Origin of the sequence: Phyllobacterium pellucidum (assembly GCF_013327855.1) — a bacterium.
Taxonomy (GTDB): domain Bacteria; phylum Pseudomonadota; class Alphaproteobacteria; order Rhizobiales; family Rhizobiaceae; genus Phyllobacterium; species Phyllobacterium pellucidum.
This window is the reverse complement of the sequence record NZ_JABUMX010000010.1, coordinates 1-16,786: the sequence shown is the minus strand read 5'-3', so window position 1 is coordinate 16,786 and position 16,786 is coordinate 1. Positions and strand designations below refer to the sequence as shown.

14 protein-coding genes and 1 tRNA gene are annotated in these 16,786 nt (G+C 57.9%); 14 read left to right on the top strand and 1 reads right to left on the bottom strand.

What is annotated here, in order from left to right:
- From HQ945_RS22600 to rpoC, 10 genes are all read left to right on the top strand, one after another.
- On the top strand, positions 1-149 hold a 149-nt coding region (locus HQ945_RS22600), incomplete at its 5' end, for an EF-Tu C-terminal domain-related protein (RefSeq protein WP_174208544.1).
- Between the two features lie 291 nt (positions 150-440).
- A tRNA-Trp gene (locus HQ945_RS22595) sits at positions 441-516 on the top strand.
- 227 nt (positions 517-743) lie between these two features.
- On the top strand, positions 744-944 hold the full coding sequence (gene secE / locus HQ945_RS22590; protein WP_027229727.1) for a preprotein translocase subunit SecE: 201 nt from the start codon (positions 744-746) through the stop codon (positions 942-944).
- 36 nt (positions 945-980) lie between these two features.
- On the top strand, positions 981-1,511 hold the full coding sequence (gene nusG / locus HQ945_RS22585; protein ID WP_027229726.1) for a transcription termination/antitermination protein NusG: 531 nt from the start codon (positions 981-983) through the stop codon (positions 1,509-1,511).
- Between the two features lie 137 nt (positions 1,512-1,648).
- Positions 1,649-2,077, top strand: a complete 429-nt coding sequence (rplK, locus tag HQ945_RS22580) for a 50S ribosomal protein L11 (RefSeq protein ID WP_027229725.1) — start codon at positions 1,649-1,651, stop codon at positions 2,075-2,077.
- Positions 2,078-2,081: 4 nt separating this feature from the next.
- Positions 2,082-2,780, top strand: a complete 699-nt coding sequence (gene rplA, locus HQ945_RS22575) for a 50S ribosomal protein L1 (RefSeq protein ID WP_091925812.1) — start codon at positions 2,082-2,084, stop codon at positions 2,778-2,780.
- A gap of 342 nt (positions 2,781-3,122) precedes the next feature.
- Positions 3,123-3,641, top strand: a complete 519-nt coding sequence (gene rplJ / locus HQ945_RS22570) for a 50S ribosomal protein L10 (protein WP_027229723.1) — start codon at positions 3,123-3,125, stop codon at positions 3,639-3,641.
- Between the two features lie 46 nt (positions 3,642-3,687).
- The gene (gene rplL / locus HQ945_RS22565; RefSeq protein ID WP_027229722.1) at positions 3,688-4,065 is read left to right on the top strand and encodes a 50S ribosomal protein L7/L12; all 378 of its coding nucleotides are present in this window, start codon (positions 3,688-3,690) and stop codon (positions 4,063-4,065) included.
- Positions 4,066-4,276: 211 nt separating this feature from the next.
- Positions 4,277-8,413, top strand: a complete 4,137-nt coding sequence (gene rpoB / locus HQ945_RS22560; RefSeq protein WP_027229721.1) for a DNA-directed RNA polymerase subunit beta — start codon at positions 4,277-4,279, stop codon at positions 8,411-8,413.
- A gap of 141 nt (positions 8,414-8,554) precedes the next feature.
- Entirely contained in the window at positions 8,555-12,766 is a 4,212-nt protein-coding gene (rpoC, locus tag HQ945_RS22555) for a DNA-directed RNA polymerase subunit beta' (RefSeq protein ID WP_027229720.1), read from the top strand.
- Between the two features lie 78 nt (positions 12,767-12,844).
- On the opposite strand, the gene HQ945_RS22550 is transcribed toward rpoC, so the two are convergent.
- Positions 12,845-13,114 carry a hypothetical protein gene (locus HQ945_RS22550; protein ID WP_174208543.1) on the bottom strand — a complete coding sequence of 90 codons (270 nt, stop codon included), beginning with the start codon at positions 13,112-13,114 and terminating at the stop codon, positions 12,845-12,847.
- Positions 13,115-13,575: 461 nt separating this feature from the next.
- On the opposite strand from HQ945_RS22550, the gene rpsL reads away from it, so the two are divergent.
- From rpsL to HQ945_RS22530, 4 genes are all read left to right on the top strand, one after another.
- On the top strand, positions 13,576-13,947 hold the full coding sequence (rpsL, locus tag HQ945_RS22545; RefSeq protein ID WP_027229718.1) for a 30S ribosomal protein S12: 372 nt from the start codon (positions 13,576-13,578) through the stop codon (positions 13,945-13,947).
- 58 nt (positions 13,948-14,005) lie between these two features.
- Positions 14,006-14,476: a 30S ribosomal protein S7 gene (rpsG, locus tag HQ945_RS22540; protein ID WP_027229717.1), complete on the top strand. Its 471-nt coding sequence runs from the start codon at positions 14,006-14,008 to the stop codon at positions 14,474-14,476.
- 33 nt (positions 14,477-14,509) lie between these two features.
- Positions 14,510-16,597 carry an elongation factor G gene (gene fusA / locus HQ945_RS22535; RefSeq protein ID WP_027229716.1) on the top strand — a complete coding sequence of 696 codons (2,088 nt, stop codon included), beginning with the start codon at positions 14,510-14,512 and terminating at the stop codon, positions 16,595-16,597.
- A 62-nt stretch (positions 16,598-16,659) separates the two neighbouring features.
- Positions 16,660-16,786: GTP-binding protein (locus HQ945_RS22530; RefSeq protein WP_244910400.1), on the top strand; the 127-nt coding region annotated here is incomplete at its 3' end.

The window sequence follows — 16,786 nt, the reverse complement described above, 5'->3', positions numbered from 1 at the left end:
AAGGCACGGAAATGGTCATGCCCGGCGACAACATCGCAGTCGATGTGACGCTGATCGTGCCGATCGCCATGGAAGAGAAGCTCCGCTTCGCTATCCGTGAAGGCGGCCGCACCGTTGGTGCAGGGATCGTTTCTTCGATTATCGAGTAAAATCGTCTTCTGACGATTGCGTACGGGAAGGGCGGTCCTTGGGGCCGCCCTTTCTGCATTTGCGTGCGATTCGATCCGACGTGTTAGTCTTGAATTTACGGAACCCCGTCGCCATATAAATTACTCGCCCAAGCAATTGATTCATCAATTCCCAGGCCCCGTCAGCCGGGTTCGAGGCTTTTCAGGTGTTGCAAGAACTTCATTGGCAAACGAATTTTGCCGCAACTCACTGGAAGTCGTAATATTGCCCTTGAAATGGCGACGGCTTTATGGAATGTACGCCGCCAATGCAGGGGAGTAGCTCAGTTGGTAGAGCGGCGGTCTCCAAAACCGTAGGTCGCAGGTTCGAACCCTGTCTCCCCTGCCAATGCATAATCTGCCGGGACACGATTGGATGGTGCCGCCGACAGATGTTTGGAAAAGAAGCGATCCGGGGACTTGCGTTTTTCCGGAATCGGTTCTATGTAACGTCAACAGACACGCGGTGCGTGGAGCTGAACGGTCAGCTTTACGGACCGCAATGGTGTGGACAGATGGTGTTGTAACAAGTTCAACACAGCATGTTTACAGCACAATGACACGCACGAGCGGTAAATGGCATCCAAAACGAATCCGATAACTTTTTTTCAGCAAGTGCGCGCTGAAACCGCAAAGGTCACATGGCCTTCGCGGCGCGAGACGCTCATTTCCACCGCTATGGTGATGGTAATGGCGGCTTTTGCTGCGGTCTTTTTTTTCGCGGCCGATCAGTTGATGGCATTCGGGATCGATCTCGTTCTCGGTCTTGGCCGTTAACGCAGGCTGAACAAAAATCGGGATTGGGAATAAGTAATGACCGCGCGCTGGTACATCGTTCACGCCTATTCGAATTTTGAAAAGAAGGTCGCTGAGTCGATCGAAGAAAAGGCGAGGCAGAAGGGTCTGTCGCATCTTTTCGAGAAGATCCTCGTGCCGACCGAGAAAGTGGTCGAGGTGCGTCGTGGCCGCAAGGTCGACGCCGAGCGCAAGTTCTTCCCGGGCTATGTCCTGGTTCGTGCCGATCTGACGGATGATGCATATCATCTGATCAAGAACACGCCGAAGGTGACCGGGTTCCTGGGTTCCGACAACAAGCCGATTGCGATCTCCGACAAGGAAGCCGAGCGCATCCTGACCCAGGTCCAGGAAGGCGTCGAGCGTCCGAAGGCTTCGATCTCGTTCGAGATCGGCGAAAGCGTTCGCGTTGCCGATGGTCCGTTCGCTTCGTTCAACGGTACCGTGCAGGAAGTCGACGAAGAGCGTTCGCGCCTCAAGGTGGAAGTTTCGATTTTCGGCCGCGCTACGCCGGTCGACCTCGAATTTGGTCAGGTCGAGAAGGTCTGATCATCGCGGCTCTCGGGTCGCGTGCCGCGCAAGCGGCAAACATGGTGGGAGGTGAGGCGATCTGAAGCCGGATCCCCGACCCGCACCACCAAACTGCAACCGCCGGTTTTCCGGCATAATGAAAAGGCAGAGAAGTTATGGCTAAGAAAGTAGCAGGCCAGCTCAAGCTGCAGGTTTCGGCAGGATCGGCAACGCCGTCCCCGCCGATCGGACCGGCACTTGGTCAGCGCGGCATCAACATCATGGAATTCTGCAAGGCGTTCAACGCGCAGACGCAGGAACTGGAAAAGGGCTCGCCCATTCCGGTCGTCATTACCTATTATCAGGACAAGTCCTTCACTTTTGTGATGAAGACGCCGCCGGTGTCTTACTTCCTGAAGAAGGCCGCAAACCTGAAGTCGGGCTCCAAGGAGCCAGGCAAGACGGTTGCCGGCAAGATCTCGCGCGACAAGGTCCGTGAAATCGCCGAAGCGAAGATGAAGGACCTGAACGCAGCGGACGTCGAAGCCGCAATGCGCATGGTCGAAGGTTCTGCCCGTTCGATGGGCCTGGAAGTGGTGGGCTAAGACGATGGCAAAACTTGCAAAGCGTGTAGCGAAGGTTCGCGAAGGCGTTGACCGCAACAAGCTCTATGACCTGACCTCGGCGATTGCCATGGTCAAGGAGCGTGCCGTTGCCAAGTTCGACGAAACGATCGAAGTCGCAATGAATCTCGGCGTTGATCCCCGACATGCCGACCAGATGGTTCGCGGCGTCGTCAACCTGCCGAATGGCACGGGCCGTACGGTTCGCGTGGCTGTTTTCGCCCGCGGCGACAAGGCCGAAGAGGCCAAGAAGGCTGGTGCCGACATCGTTGGCGCCGAAGACCTGTTCGAGATCGTCAACGGCGGCAAGATCGATTTCGATCGCTGCATTGCCACACCGGACATGATGCCGCTCGTCGGCCGTCTCGGTAAGGTTCTCGGCCCGCGCGGCATGATGCCGAACCCGAAGGTCGGTACGGTTACGGCTGACGTCACCGCTGCCGTCAAGGCTTCCAAGGGCGGCGCCGTAGAGTTCCGCGTCGAGAAGGCCGGTATCGTTCATGCGGGCGTTGGCAAGGCTTCGTTCGATGCCAAGGCGCTCGAAGAAAACATCAAGGCGTTCGCCGATGCCGTCACCAAGGCAAAGCCGGCTGGCGCCAAGGGTGAATACGTCAAGCGCGTCGCGATTTCGTCGACGATGGGCGCTGGCGTCAAGATCGATCCCGCAACGGTTCGCGTCGCGTAACCATTGCATCAATTCTCAAGCCCAAGTGTTTGAGATGAAAAGAATTCCAGGCCCTTCGGGGCCTGGATAACCGGATGAAAGTCCGGTTATCCTGTCCGAGATTGCGGGTGGTTCGCCTTAATTCGTATGAACCCGCATGAGACGTGGAACAACCAGGTTTGAGGGCGAAAGCCCGAGAACAAGGTTCGAACCGTAGTTGCCTTTCGCTATTGCCGATTTCGGCAAGCAAGGGGGACAGGATCCTCAGGTGTTGCGTGGATCCAGTTTTCTAACTGGCCCCTTGCAGCAAAAGGCAACCCGGCAGGGACGCAATCAAGCGTTTCTGCCAAATGGAGAGAGACAGTGGAAAAAGCGGAAAAGCGCGAATTCGTCGCGTGGCTGAACGGGGTCTTCAAGGACTCTGGCTCAGTTGTCGTGGCCCACTATACCGGTCTCACCGTAGCGCAGTTGGGCGATCTTCGCTCCAAGATGCGTGATGCGGGTGGCACCGTTAAAGTCGCGAAGAACCGCCTCGCCAAAATCGCTCTTCAGGGTACGGATTCGGAAGGCATTGCTGACCTGTTCACAGGCCAGACACTCGTTGCCTATTCCAACGATCCGATTACGGCACCAAAGATCGCCATCGAATTTGCCAAGGGTAACGAAAAGCTCGTCATCCTCGGTGGCTCGATGGGAGCAACGACTCTCGACCCGGAAGGTGTAAAGGCTCTGGCCGCACTTCCGTCACTCGACGAGTTGCGCGCAAAGCTGGTTGGCATGATCCAGACCCCGGCCACGCGCATTGCTCAGATCGTCAACGCACCGGCAGGTCAGCTTGCCCGCGTTTTCGGCGCCTATGCCCGGAAGGACGAAGCGGCATAAGGCCGTTCTCGCTGTCAATTATCGAACCTTGTAAAGGAATGTTACAATGACTGATCTCGCAAAGATCGTAGAAGACCTGTCCAACCTGACCGTTCTCGAAGCTGCTGAACTTTCGAAGCTTCTTGAAGAGAAGTGGGGCGTTTCCGCTGCTGCTCCGGTTGCTGTTGCTGCTGCCGCTGGCGGCGGTGCAGCTGCTGCCGCAGTTGAGGAAAAGACTGAATTCGACGTCGTTCTGACCGAAGCCGGCGCTAACAAGATCAACGTGATCAAGGAAGTCCGCGCAATCACCGGTCTCGGCCTCAAGGAAGCCAAGGACCTCGTTGAAGCAGCTCCGAAGCCGGTCAAGGAAGCCGCGACCAAGGACGAAGCTGACAAGATCAAGGCACAGCTCGAAGCTGCTGGCGCCAAGGTCGAACTCAAGTAAGTCTTGCGTTTTGGGCGGGCAGGGCAACCTGCCCGCCACTCCCGCGCTGCGGGTGATGCAGATTCCCCTCCACGTTGGAGGGTCCGGTACTGAACCCTTTTCCTGACGGCAAGATTGATGCTTTCAGGAAACGGGTTTTGTCCCGTTCACGGGGCCGCAAATGCGGTTTTAAGAAACAGGCCAGTTTCTGGCATAAAGACGAGGAGCGACGATGGCTCAGACCCATTCTTTCAATGGTCGTAGGCGCGTACGCAAGTTTTTCGGTAAGATTCCGGAAGTCGCAGAGATGCCGAACCTCATCGAGGTTCAAAAAGCTTCCTACGATCAGTTTCTGATGGTGGAAGAGCCCAAGGGCGGGCGACTGGATGAAGGTCTGCAGGCTGTCTTCAAGTCTGTATTTCCGATTTCGGATTTCTCGGGCGCTTCCATGCTCGAATTCGTCAAGTACGAGTTCGAAGCTCCCAAGTTCGACGTGGATGAATGCCGGCAGCGCGATCTGACCTATGCAGCGCCGCTGAAGGTGACGCTGCGCCTCATCGTGTTCGATATCGACGAGGATACCGGCGCGAAGTCGATCAAGGACATCAAGGAACAGGACGTCTACATGGGCGATATGCCGCTCATGACGGACAACGGCACGTTCATTGTGAACGGCACCGAGCGCGTTATCGTATCGCAGATGCACCGTTCGCCCGGCGTGTTCTTCGATCACGACAAGGGCAAGACGCATTCGTCGGGCAAGCTTCTTTTCGCTGCCCGCGTCATTCCATACCGCGGTTCCTGGCTCGACATCGAGTTCGATGCCAAGGACGTCGTCTATGCGCGTATCGATCGCCGCCGCAAGATTCCGGTGACGTCGCTGCTCATGGCGCTTGGCATGGACTCGGAAGAGATTCTGTCGACCTTCTACAACTCCATCACGTTCAGCCGTGACGGGGAAGGCTGGCGCATTCCTTATTCGGTCGACCGCTTCAAGGGCTTCAAGGCCACCTCCGACGTGATCGACGCCGACACCGGCGAAGTCGTGCTCGAATCCGGCAAGAAGCTGACCGCACGCAGTGCCAAGCAGCTTGCCGAAAAGGGCCTCAAGTTCATCAAGGCCACCGAGGACGACCTGTTCGGCTCGTACCTTGCCGAGGACATCGTCAACTTCGAGACCGGTGAGGTTTACCTCGAAGCCGGCGACGAACTTGACGAGAAGACCCTCAAGGTATTGCTCGATACCGGCACGGAAGAAATCAACGTTCTTGATATCGACCATGTCAATATCGGACCGTATATCCGCAACACGCTGGCCGTGGACAAGAACGAAAGCCGCCAGGATGCGCTATTCGACATCTACCGCGTGATGCGTCCGGGTGAGCCGCCAACGATCGACTCGGCGGAAGCCATGTTCAAGTCGCTGTTCTTCGACAGCGAGCGCTATGATCTGTCGGCTGTCGGCCGCGTGAAGATGAACATGCGCCTCGACCTCAATGCAGAAGACACTGTTCGTGTTCTGCGCAAGGAAGACATCCTTGCCGTGGTCAAGATGCTTGTCGACCTGCGCGATGGCCGCGGTGAAATCGACGACATCGACAATCTCGGCAACCGCCGTGTCCGTTCGGTCGGCGAATTGATGGAGAACCAGTACCGTGTTGGCTTGCTTCGCATGGAGCGCGCCATCAAGGAACGCATGTCCTCGATCGAAATCGACACCGTAATGCCGCAGGATCTGATTAACGCGAAGCCGGCTGCCGCAGCCGTTCGCGAGTTCTTCGGTTCCTCGCAGCTGTCGCAGTTTATGGACCAGACCAACCCCTTGTCCGAGATCACGCACAAGCGTCGTCTTTCGGCACTTGGACCGGGCGGTCTGACCCGCGAGCGCGCCGGCTTCGAAGTTCGCGACGTTCATCCGACGCATTACGGCCGTATCTGCCCGATCGAAACGCCGGAAGGCCCGAATATCGGTCTGATCAACTCGCTCGCAACCTTCGCCCGCGTCAACAAGTACGGCTTCATCGAGAGCCCGTACCGCAAGATCGTTGACGGCAAGGTCACGGACGAAGTCGTCTATCTGTCGGCCATGGAAGAAGCCAAGTATCACGTGGCGCAGGCCAATGTGGAACTGGACGCCACCGGCGGGTTTACCGACGAATTCGTCGTCTGCCGCCATGCCGGTGAAGTTCTGATGGCGCCGCGTGAAAACGTGGACCTGATGGACGTTTCGCCCAAGCAGCTCGTTTCGGTCGCCGCGGCGCTCATTCCGTTCCTCGAGAACGATGACGCCAACCGCGCCCTGATGGGTTCGAACATGCAGCGTCAGGCCGTTCCTCTGGTTCGCGCCGAGGCTCCGTTCGTCGGCACCGGCATGGAACCGATCGTTGCGCGCGACTCAGGCGCCGCTATCGGTGCACGCCGTACGGGTATCGTTGACCAGGTAGATGCGACCCGTATCGTTATCCGTGCGACGGAAGACCTCGTGCCCGGCAAGTCGGGCGTCGATATCTATCGCCTGATGAAGTTCCAGCGCTCGAACCAGAACACCTGTATCAACCAGCGTCCGCTGGTGCGTGTGGGTGACCGGATCGAGAAGGGCGACATCATCGCTGACGGTCCTTCGACCGATCTTGGCGATCTGGCGCTCGGCCGCAACGTGCTCGTCGCGTTCATGCCCTGGAACGGCTACAACTATGAAGACTCGATCCTGCTTTCCGAGAAGATCGTTTCGGACGACGTCTTCACCTCGATCCATATCGAGGAGTTCGAAGTCATGGCCCGCGACACGAAGCTCGGACCTGAGGAAATCACACGCGACATTCCGAACGTTTCGGAAGAAGCGCTGAAGAACCTCGACGAAGCCGGCATCGTCTATATCGGCGCCGAAGTTCAGCCGGGCGATATTCTCGTCGGCAAGATTACGCCGAAGGGCGAAAGCCCGATGACGCCGGAAGAAAAGCTTCTGCGCGCCATCTTCGGTGAAAAGGCTTCGGACGTCCGCGATACCTCGATGCGCATGCCGCCCGGGACCTACGGTACGGTTGTGGAAGTTCGCGTCTTCAATCGCCACGGCGTTGAGAAGGACGAACGCGCCATGGCAATCGAGCGTGAGGAAATCGAGCGTCTCGCCAAGGACCGTGACGACGAGCAGGCAATTCTCGACCGCAACGTCTATGGCCGCCTGGTCGATGTTCTCAACGGCAAGGTAGCCGTTGCCGGACCGAAGGCGTTCAAGAAGGGCACGACCGTTACCCAGGCAGTCATGGGTGAATACCCGCGCTCCCAGTGGTGGCAGTTTGCCGTCGAGGACGAGAAGGTACAGGGCGAAATCGAAGCTCTGCGCAACCAATACGACGATTCCAAGAAGCTGCTCGAACAGCGCTTCATGGACAAGGTCGAGAAGGTCCAGCGCGGCGACGAGATGCCTCCTGGCGTCATGAAGATGGTCAAGGTCTTCGTTGCTGTGAAGCGCAAGATCCAGCCTGGCGACAAGATGGCCGGCCGTCACGGCAACAAGGGCGTCGTTTCGCGTATCGCCGCTGTTGAGGATATGCCGTTCCTTGAAGACGGAACGCATGTCGACATCGTGCTCAATCCGCTTGGCGTGCCAAGCCGCATGAATGTCGGTCAGATCCTCGAGACGCATCTCGGCTGGGCCTGCGCCGGCATGGGCAAGAAGATCGGCGAGCTGATCGAAGCCTACAAGGCACAGGGCGACATTGCGCCGCTCCGGACCACGATCGAGTCGATCATTCCGGACAACGACCGCAATGAGCCGGTTCGCAACTATGACGACGAGAGCATCGTTCGTCTCGGCGAGCAGATGAAGCGCGGCGTATCGATTGCAACGCCGGTCTTCGACGGTGCGCATGAGCCAGACATCAACGTGATGCTGGAACAGGCGGGCCTGAAGTCCTCGGGTCAGTCAACGCTCTATGACGGACGTACGGGTGAAACGTTCGATCGCCAGGTTACAGTCGGCTACATCTATATGCTGAAGCTGCACCACCTGGTCGACGACAAGATCCACGCCCGTTCGATCGGACCTTACTCGCTCGTCACGCAGCAGCCGCTGGGTGGCAAGGCGCAGTTCGGTGGCCAGCGCTTCGGTGAAATGGAGGTCTGGGCCCTTGAAGCATACGGTGCGGCATACACGCTGCAGGAAATGCTGACGGTCAAGTCCGACGACGTTGCCGGTCGTACCAAGGTCTATGAGGCGATCGTCCGCGGCGACGATACGTTCGAGGCCGGCATTCCGGAGAGCTTCAACGTTCTCGTCAAGGAAATGCGTTCGCTCGGACTGAATGTCGAACTGGACGATACGCGACAGCAGGAACAACAGCAGGCGCTTCCAGACGCTGCTGAATGAGAAGGGAAGGGTGCGCAGTTTCGCTGCGCACCCGACCAGTATGTTCGAGCCGCTGCAGAAGCGGCATTTGATCCAGATGGACCCGCGGCGGCGGCTATCCATCGCAAGTAGAGGGCAAGCTTTGCCCCATGGAGAAACGGCATGAACCAAGAGGTCATGAATCTTTTCAATCCTCAGGTGCCTGTGCAGGCATTCGATTCCATCCGGATATCGATCGCCAGCCCTGAGAAGATTCTGTCCTGGTCATACGGTGAGATCAAGAAGCCGGAGACGATCAACTACCGCACCTTCAAGCCGGAGCGGGATGGTCTCTTCTGCGCGCGGATCTTCGGGCCGATCAAGGACTATGAATGCTTGTGCGGCAAGTACAAGCGCATGAAATACAAGGGCATCATCTGCGAAAAGTGCGGCGTCGAAGTCACGCTGTCGCGCGTTCGCCGTGAGCGCATGGGCCATATCGAACTCGCGGCTCCGGTTGCGCATATCTGGTTCCTGAAGTCCCTTCCGAGCCGTATCGGCACGTTGCTCGACATGACCCTCAAGGGCATCGAGCGCGTTCTCTATTTCGAGAACTACATCGTGACCGAGCCGGGCCTGACAGCTCTCAAGGAACATCAGCTTCTTTCTGAAGAAGAGTACATGATCGCCGTCGACGAATACGGTGAGGACGCCTTCACGGCGCTCATCGGCGCCGAAGCCATTCATGAACTTCTGGCTTCGATGGATCTCGAAAAGATCGCCGGCGACCTCCGGGCGGAACTTGCCGAGACGACCTCGGATCTGAAGCAGAAGAAGCTGATGAAGCGTCTGAAGATCGTCGAAAACTTCCTGGAATCGGGCAACCGTCCGGAATGGATGATCATGAAGATCGTTCCGGTCATTCCGCCGGATCTGCGCCCGCTCGTGCCGCTCGATGGCGGCCGTTTCGCGACGTCCGATCTCAACGATCTTTATCGCCGCGTCATCAACCGTAACAACCGCCTGAAGCGCCTGATCGAACTGCGCGCGCCCGGCATCATCATCCGCAACGAGAAGCGCATGCTTCAGGAGTCGGTTGATGCTCTGTTCGACAACGGCCGTCGCGGCCGCGTCATCACCGGCGCCAACAAGCGCCCGCTGAAGTCGCTGTCCGACATGCTCAAGGGCAAGCAGGGCCGCTTCCGTCAAAATCTGCTCGGCAAGCGCGTCGACTATTCCGGCCGTTCGGTTATCGTGACCGGTCCGGAGTTGAAGCTCCACCAGTGCGGCCTGCCAAAGAAGATGGCGCTCGAACTGTTCAAGCCGTTCATCTACGCCCGTCTCGACGCTAAGGGTTACTCCTCGACCGTCAAGCAGGCGAAGAAGCTGGTTGAAAAGGAAAAGCCGGAAGTCTGGGATATTCTCGACGAGGTCATCCGCGAGCACCCGGTTCTCCTGAACCGCGCGCCGACACTGCACCGTCTTGGCATCCAGGCCTTCGAGCCCACCCTGATCGAAGGCAAGGCCATCCAGCTGCATCCGCTCGTCTGTACCGCTTTTAACGCGGACTTCGACGGCGACCAGATGGCTGTTCACGTGCCGCTTTCGCTGGAAGCCCAGCTCGAAGCCCGCGTCCTGATGATGTCGACGAATAACATCCTGCATCCCGCCAACGGTCTGCCGGTTATCGTTCCGTCGCAGGACATGGTTCTCGGTCTCTACTACCTGTCGATCGTCGCGGCCAAGGAGCCGGGCGAGGGAATGGCGTTCGCCGATATGGGCGAGCTTCACCACGCCATCGGCAGCGGAGCGGTTACCCTGCACACCAAGATCAAGGGCCGCTTCAAGAGCATAGATGCGGACGGCAAGCCGACCTCGAAGATCTATGAGACCACACCTGGCCGTATGATCATCGGCGAACTGCTGCCGAAACACCACAATGTGCCTTTCGACATCTGCAACCAGGAAATGACCAAGAAGAACATCTCCAAGATGATCGACACGGTCTATCGCCATTGCGGTCAGAAAGAGACGGTCATTTTCTGCGACCGCATCATGCAGCTCGGCTTTGCCCATGCCTGCCGTGCCGGCATTTCGTTCGGCAAGGACGACATGGTCATTCCGGAAACCAAGGCGAAGCTCGTTGCCGAGACTGAAGCTCTGGCGACGGAATACGAGCAGCAGTACAATGACGGCCTGATCACTCAGGGCGAGAAGTACAACAAGGTTGTCGACGCTTGGGGCAAGTGCACCGAGAAGGTCGCCGACGAGATGATGGCACGCATCAAGGCCGTCGAGTTCGATCCTGTTACTGGCCGCCAGAAGCAGATGAACTCGATCTACATGATGTCGCACTCGGGTGCTCGTGGTTCGCCGAACCAGATGCGTCAGCTTGGCGGCATGCGCGGCCTGATGGCCAAGCCCTCGGGCGAGATCATCGAGACGCCGATCATTTCGAACTTCAAGGAAGGTCTGACCGTTAACGAGTACTTCAACTCGACCCACGGTGCCCGTAAGGGTCTCGCCGACACCGCCTTGAAGACGGCCAACTCCGGTTACCTTACACGCCGTCTTGTTGACGTCGCGCAGGATTGCATCGTCATCTCGACCGATTGCGGTACGACCACCGGTCTTACCATGCAGCCGATCGTCGATGCCGGTCAGGTTGTCGCGACCCTCGGCCAGCGTGTCCTCGGCCGTACGGCGCTCGAAGATATCGTGCATCCGGTCTCCAGCGATGTTCTCGTCGCCGGCGGCAAGATCATCGACGAGTTCGATGTCGATGCGATCGAAAAGGCTGGCGTTCAGTCGATTCGTATCCGTTCGGCACTGACTTGCGAGACGCGCGGCGGTATCTGCGCCAAGTGCTATGGCCGCGATCTGGCCCGTGGTACGCCGGTCAACCAGGGTGAAGCTGTCGGCGTTATCGCCGCGCAGTCGATCGGTGAGCCGGGCACGCAGCTGACGATGCGTACGTTCCACCTTGGTGGTACGGCACAGGTTGTCGATCAGTCGTTCCTCGAAGCAAGCTACGAGGGTACGGTCCAGATCCGCAACCGCAACGTAGTGCGCAACTCGGACGGCCATCTGGTCGTCATGGGCCGCAACATGGCTGTCGTCATTCTCGATGCCAACGGCAAGGAACGCGCCACGCACCGCGTCACCTACGGTTCGCGCATCTATGTCGATGATGGTGACAACGTGAAGCGCGGCCAGCGCATTGCCGAGTGGGATCCATATACCCGTCCGGTCATGACGGAAGTCGAAGGGCATGTCGAATTCGAAGACATGGTCGACGGTCTTTCGGTCGCGGAAACGACGGACGAGTCGACGGGCATCACCAAGCGCGTCGTCATCGACTGGCGTTCGACCCCGCGCGGTTCCGATCTGAAGCCTGCGATCGTCGTCAAGGACAAGGCCGGCAAGGTGATGAAACTGGCAAAGGGCGGCGATGCACGCTTCCAGTTGTCGGTCGAGTCGATCCTTTCGGTCGAGCCGGGTTCGCATGTGAAGGCGGGTGACGTTCTTGCCCGTATTCCGATGGAAAGCGCCAAGACCAAGGACATCACCGGTGGTCTGCCGCGCGTTGCGGAACTGTTCGAGGCACGTCGTCCGAAGGACCATGCGATCATCGCTGAGATCGATGGTACGGTTCGTTTCGGCCGTGACTACAAGAACAAGCGTCGCATCGTCATCGAACCGAACGACGAGACGCTCGAGCCTGTCGAGTATTTGATCCCCAAGGGCAAGCCGTTCCATCTTCAGGACGGTGACGCCATCGAAAAGGGCGATTACATCCTCGACGGCAATCCGGCGCCGCACGACATCCTGGCCATCAAGGGCGTGGAAGCACTTGCTTCCTACCTCGTCAACGAAATCCAGGAAGTCTACCGGTTGCAGGGCGTTCTGATCAACGACAAGCACATCGAAGTGATTGTCCGTCAGATGCTGCAGAAGGTCGAGATCACCGAATCCGGCGATACCGGCTTTATCCCCGGCGATCATGTCGATCGTATCGAGCTCGACGAGATCAACGAGCGTCTTGAGGAAGACGGCAAGAAGCCGGGCTACGGTGTTCCGGTTCTTCTCGGCATCACCAAGGCCTCGCTGCAGACCCCGTCGTTCATCTCGGCGGCATCCTTCCAGGAAACGACCCGCGTCCTCACCGAAGCGGCTGTTGCCGGCAAGATGGATGCTCTGCAGGGCCTGAAGGAAAACGTCATCGTTGGACGTCTGATTCCGGCAGGTACCGGCGGTACGGTCAAGCAGATCCGCCGCATTGCCGTGGCTCGCGACGAGCTTATCATCGACGAGCGCCGCAAGGAGTCCGGGGCAACGGCTGCCAAGGCAAGCCCGATGCTCGCGGACATGACGGACCAGTCCGCGGCCGAATAAGGCTGGTTGGAACAAACGAAAAGGCCGCCGCGAGTTGATCGCGGCGGCCTTGTCTATTCGAGCGCGTTGATCGGGTTGCTATTCGTTGAACTCGATGAGCGCCGCCTGGCCAGCAAGCGCATTCTGCCAGGCAGAGCGGTGCGGTTCCTCATCCGGCTCTTCGGTGATCGTGCCGATTTCGAGAAGTTCGGCTTCATCATAGCCTTCGTTGGCGAGAATCTGCAGAGCGATGTTCACCAGATTTTCTGTGTCGTCGGTGATGAGCAGCAGATGGACCTGCCTCGGGTCCTCGTCCTTCCAGACGTCGGCGACGATGAGATTGACCGGTTTTGGTGAGTCTTCAGCCATTCGATGATTCCCTTGGCAAATAATGCTGATGATGGATTTGAACGTGTCCTAGCACGAACGGTTGCGACGTCGTCGTGGAATACGTGAAATTTTGCTTGAAATAACGCCTGTTCGGCGAAACTATCTTTCAATGGGCCGGTGCTGCGCCGCTAAAGCGCCCAAACCTTAATAAATCTTGGCGTTCAGGCTTGACTGTAACGCAATGACCAAGTATCAGCACGCCATCTGAGCCGATGTGAGATTGGCTTTTTCGGAGCGACTCGCTCTGGAGTTCATCTCAAACAGGGTTCGTTTTACGATCGATATGCAATTGCCGCTCGCACGAGGCCTTATGGTCTCCTCTGCTTTTATTCGGGCAAGCCACCAACCGGTGGTTCTGTTGCCCGAATTCGTGCATGAGCATGGCGCTGAAACGGCCCTGACGGGCGAAGATACGAGATTTGTGAAAGAGGGAAGGTTGAATGCCTACCGTAAACCAGCTGATCCGCAAGCCGCGCGTTGCGCCGGTAAAGCGCAATAAAGTCCCTGCTCTGCAGGAAAACCCGCAGAAGCGCGGCGTTTGCACTCGCGTCTACACGACGACCCCGAAGAAGCCGAACTCGGCTCTGCGTAAGGTCGCCAAGGTGCGTCTGACGAACGGATTTGAAGTCATCGGATATATTCCGGGTGAGGGGCATAACCTTCAGGAACACTCCGTCGTGATGATCCGCGGCGGCCGTGTAAAGGACTTGCCGGGTGTTCGTTACCACATCATCCGTGGTGTTCTGGATACCCAGGGCGTTAAGAACCGCAAGCAGCGCCGTTCGAAGTACGGTGCGAAGCGTCCGAAGTAAGATTTACCCGGGCTCAAGCCATGTGTGGCGAGCCTGACGAAGCGAAGAGACAGAGAATATGTCCAGACGCCATAGTGCAGAAAAGCGTGAGATCAACCCGGATCCGAAGTTCGGTGATCTCGTTCTGACCAAGTTCATGAATGCAGTCATGCTTCATGGCAAGAAGTCCGTTGCGGAGCGCATCGTTTACGGTGCGCTTGAGTCCGTCGAAACCAAGAGCAAGCAGGAGCCGGTTGCCCTGTTCCATCAGGCTCTCGACAATGTTGCGCCGCACGTCGAAGTGCGCTCGCGCCGCGTTGGTGGTGCAACGTACCAGGTTCCGGTCGACGTTCGTCCCGAGCGCCGTCAGGCTCTTGCCATCCGTTGGCTCATCAATGCAGCCCGTGGCCGCAACGAGTCGACCATGGTCGATCGCCTGTCCGGTGAATTGCTGGATGCTGCAAACAACCGCGGCTCGGCTGTGAAGAAGCGTGAAGACACGCATCGCATGGCAGAAGCCAACCGCGCATTCTCGCATTACCGCTGGTAATCGTCGAAACCCTATTCTTGAAGGCAACCTATCATGGCCCGCGAATATAAAATCGAAGACTACCGTAATTTCGGTATCATGGCGCACATCGACGCCGGCAAGACCACGACCACCGAGCGTATCCTCTACTACACCGGTAAGTCGCACAAGATCGGTGAAGTCCACGATGGCGCCGCAACCATGGACTGGATGGAGCAGGAGCAGGAGCGTGGCATCACGATCACCTCTGCCGCGACCACCACGTTCTGGAAGGGCCGTGACGGCAAGATGCGCCGTTTCAACATCATCGACACGCCTGGCCACGTTGACTTCACGATTGAAGTCGAACGCTCGCTGCGCGTTCTCGACGGTGCGATTGCTCTCCTCGACGCCAATGCCGGTGTCGAGCCGCAGACTGAAACCGTCTGGCGTCAGGCTGAGAAGTATCATGTCCCGCGCATGATCTTCGTCAACAAGATGGACAAGACCGGCGCCGATTTCTATCGCTGCGTCGACATGGTCAAGAGCCGTCTTGGCGCGAAGGCGCTCGTCATGCAGCTGCCGATCGGTGCCGAGAACGAGTTCAAGGGCGTTATCGACCTCATCGAGATGAAGGCTCTTGTCTGGCGCGACGAACAGCTCGGCGCCCAGTGGGACGTCGTCGAGATTCCGGCCGACCTTAAGGACAAGGCTGAAGAATTCCGTGAGAAGCTCATCGAGACCGCTGTTGAGGTCGAGGAAGCTGCCATGGAAGCCTATCTCGAAGGCAACATGCCTGACAACGACAAGCTGCGCGCGCTCATCCGCGTCGGCACCTGCCGCGTCGAATTCCACCCGGTATTCTGCGGCTCGGCGTTCAAGAACAAGGGCGTTCAGCCGCTGCTCGATGGTGTCGTAGAATTCTTGCCTTCGCCGGTCGACGTTCCTGCGATCAAGGGTATCGATCCCAAGACCGATGCGGAAACCGTTCGCAAGTCTTCTGACGAAGAGCCGCTTTCGATGCTCGCATTCAAGATCATGAACGACCCGTTCGTCGGCTCGCTCACGTTCTGCCGCATCTACTCGGGCAAGCTTACCAAGGGTATCTCGCTCGACAACACGGTGAAGCTCAAGCGTGAACGCATCGGCCGCATGCTGCAGATGCACTCCAATTCGCGTGAAGACATCGAAGAAGCATTTGCCGGCGACATCGTTGCCCTGGCGGGCCTCAAGGAAACGACGACGGGCGACACGCTCTGCGATCCGCTGAAGCCGGTCATTCTGGAACGCATGGTGTTTCCGGAACCGGTTATCTCGATCGCGATCGAGCCGAAGACCAAGGCCGACCAGGAAAAGATGGGCCTCGCGCTTAATCGCCTTGCTGCTGAAGATCCTTCATTCCGCGTCAAGTCGGACGAAGAATCCGGCCAGACGATCATTTCCGGTATGGGCGAGCTTCATCTCGACATCCTCGTTGACCGTATGCGTCGCGAGTTCAAGGTCGAGGCGAATGTCGGCAATCCGCAGGTTGCCTATCGTGAATCGATCACCCGCAAGGCTGAAATCGACTACACGCACAAGAAGCAGTCCGGTGGTTCGGGTCAGTTCGCCCGCATCAAGGTCGTCTTCGAGCCGCATGATGGCGACGAGTTCATCTTCGAATCGAAGATCGTCGGCGGTGCGATCCCGAAGGAATACATCCCTGGTGTAGAAAAGGGTATCCTGAGCGTTATGGGTGCGGGTCCGCTCGCAGGCTTCCCGATGCTCGGCGTGAAAGCCACGCTGATCGACGGTGCCTACCATGATGTGGACTCCTCGGTTCTCGCCTTCGAAATCGCAGCCCGCGCTGCATTCCGCGAAGGTGCGCAGAAGGCCGGTGCCCAGCTGCTCGAACCGATCATGAAGGTCGAGGTCGTAACTCCTGAAGATTACGTCGGTGACGTGATTGGCGATCTGAACTCACGTCGTGGTCAGATTTCGGGTACGGAAGCTCGTGGTATCGCGACCGTCGTCAATGCAAACGTGCCGCTGGCCAACATGTTTGGCTATGTGAGCAACCTGCGTTCGATGAGCCAGGGTCGTGCGCAGTACACGATGCAGTTCGATCACTACGAGCCTGTTCCGACGGCAGTCGCGCAGGAAATCCAGAAGAAGTTTGCGTAACCATAAGGTTGCGCGTGACAGTTGAGAAGCCTGAGCAGGCGAACATATAACGGAGAGCTCAGATGGCTAAGAGCAAGTTTGAACGTAACAAGCCGCACGTCAACATTGGCACGATTGGTCACGTTGACCATGGCAAGACGTCGTTGACGGCAGCGATTACGAAGTATTTTGGTGAGTACAAGGCGTACG

Excerpts from the sequence above, each read along its gene's own strand:
- secE (WP_027229727.1), top strand. The coding sequence starts at position 744 with ATGGCATCCAAAACGAATCCGATAACTTTTTTTCAGCAAGTGCGCGCT.
- nusG (WP_027229726.1), top strand. The coding sequence starts at position 981 with ATGACCGCGCGCTGGTACATCGTTCACGCCTATTCGAATTTTGAAAAG.
- rplK (WP_027229725.1), top strand. The coding sequence starts at position 1,649 with ATGGCTAAGAAAGTAGCAGGCCAGCTCAAGCTGCAGGTTTCGGCAGGA.
- rplA (WP_091925812.1), top strand. The coding sequence starts at position 2,082 with ATGGCAAAACTTGCAAAGCGTGTAGCGAAGGTTCGCGAAGGCGTTGAC.
- rplL (WP_027229722.1), top strand. The coding sequence starts at position 3,688 with ATGACTGATCTCGCAAAGATCGTAGAAGACCTGTCCAACCTGACCGTT.
- rpoB (WP_027229721.1), top strand. The coding sequence starts at position 4,277 with ATGGCTCAGACCCATTCTTTCAATGGTCGTAGGCGCGTACGCAAGTTT.
- rpoC (WP_027229720.1), top strand. The coding sequence starts at position 8,555 with ATGAACCAAGAGGTCATGAATCTTTTCAATCCTCAGGTGCCTGTGCAG.
- HQ945_RS22550 (WP_174208543.1), bottom strand. The coding sequence starts at position 13,114 with ATGGCTGAAGACTCACCAAAACCGGTCAATCTCATCGTCGCCGACGTC.
- rpsL (WP_027229718.1), top strand. The coding sequence starts at position 13,576 with ATGCCTACCGTAAACCAGCTGATCCGCAAGCCGCGCGTTGCGCCGGTA.
- rpsG (WP_027229717.1), top strand. The coding sequence starts at position 14,006 with ATGTCCAGACGCCATAGTGCAGAAAAGCGTGAGATCAACCCGGATCCG.
- fusA (WP_027229716.1), top strand. The coding sequence starts at position 14,510 with ATGGCCCGCGAATATAAAATCGAAGACTACCGTAATTTCGGTATCATG.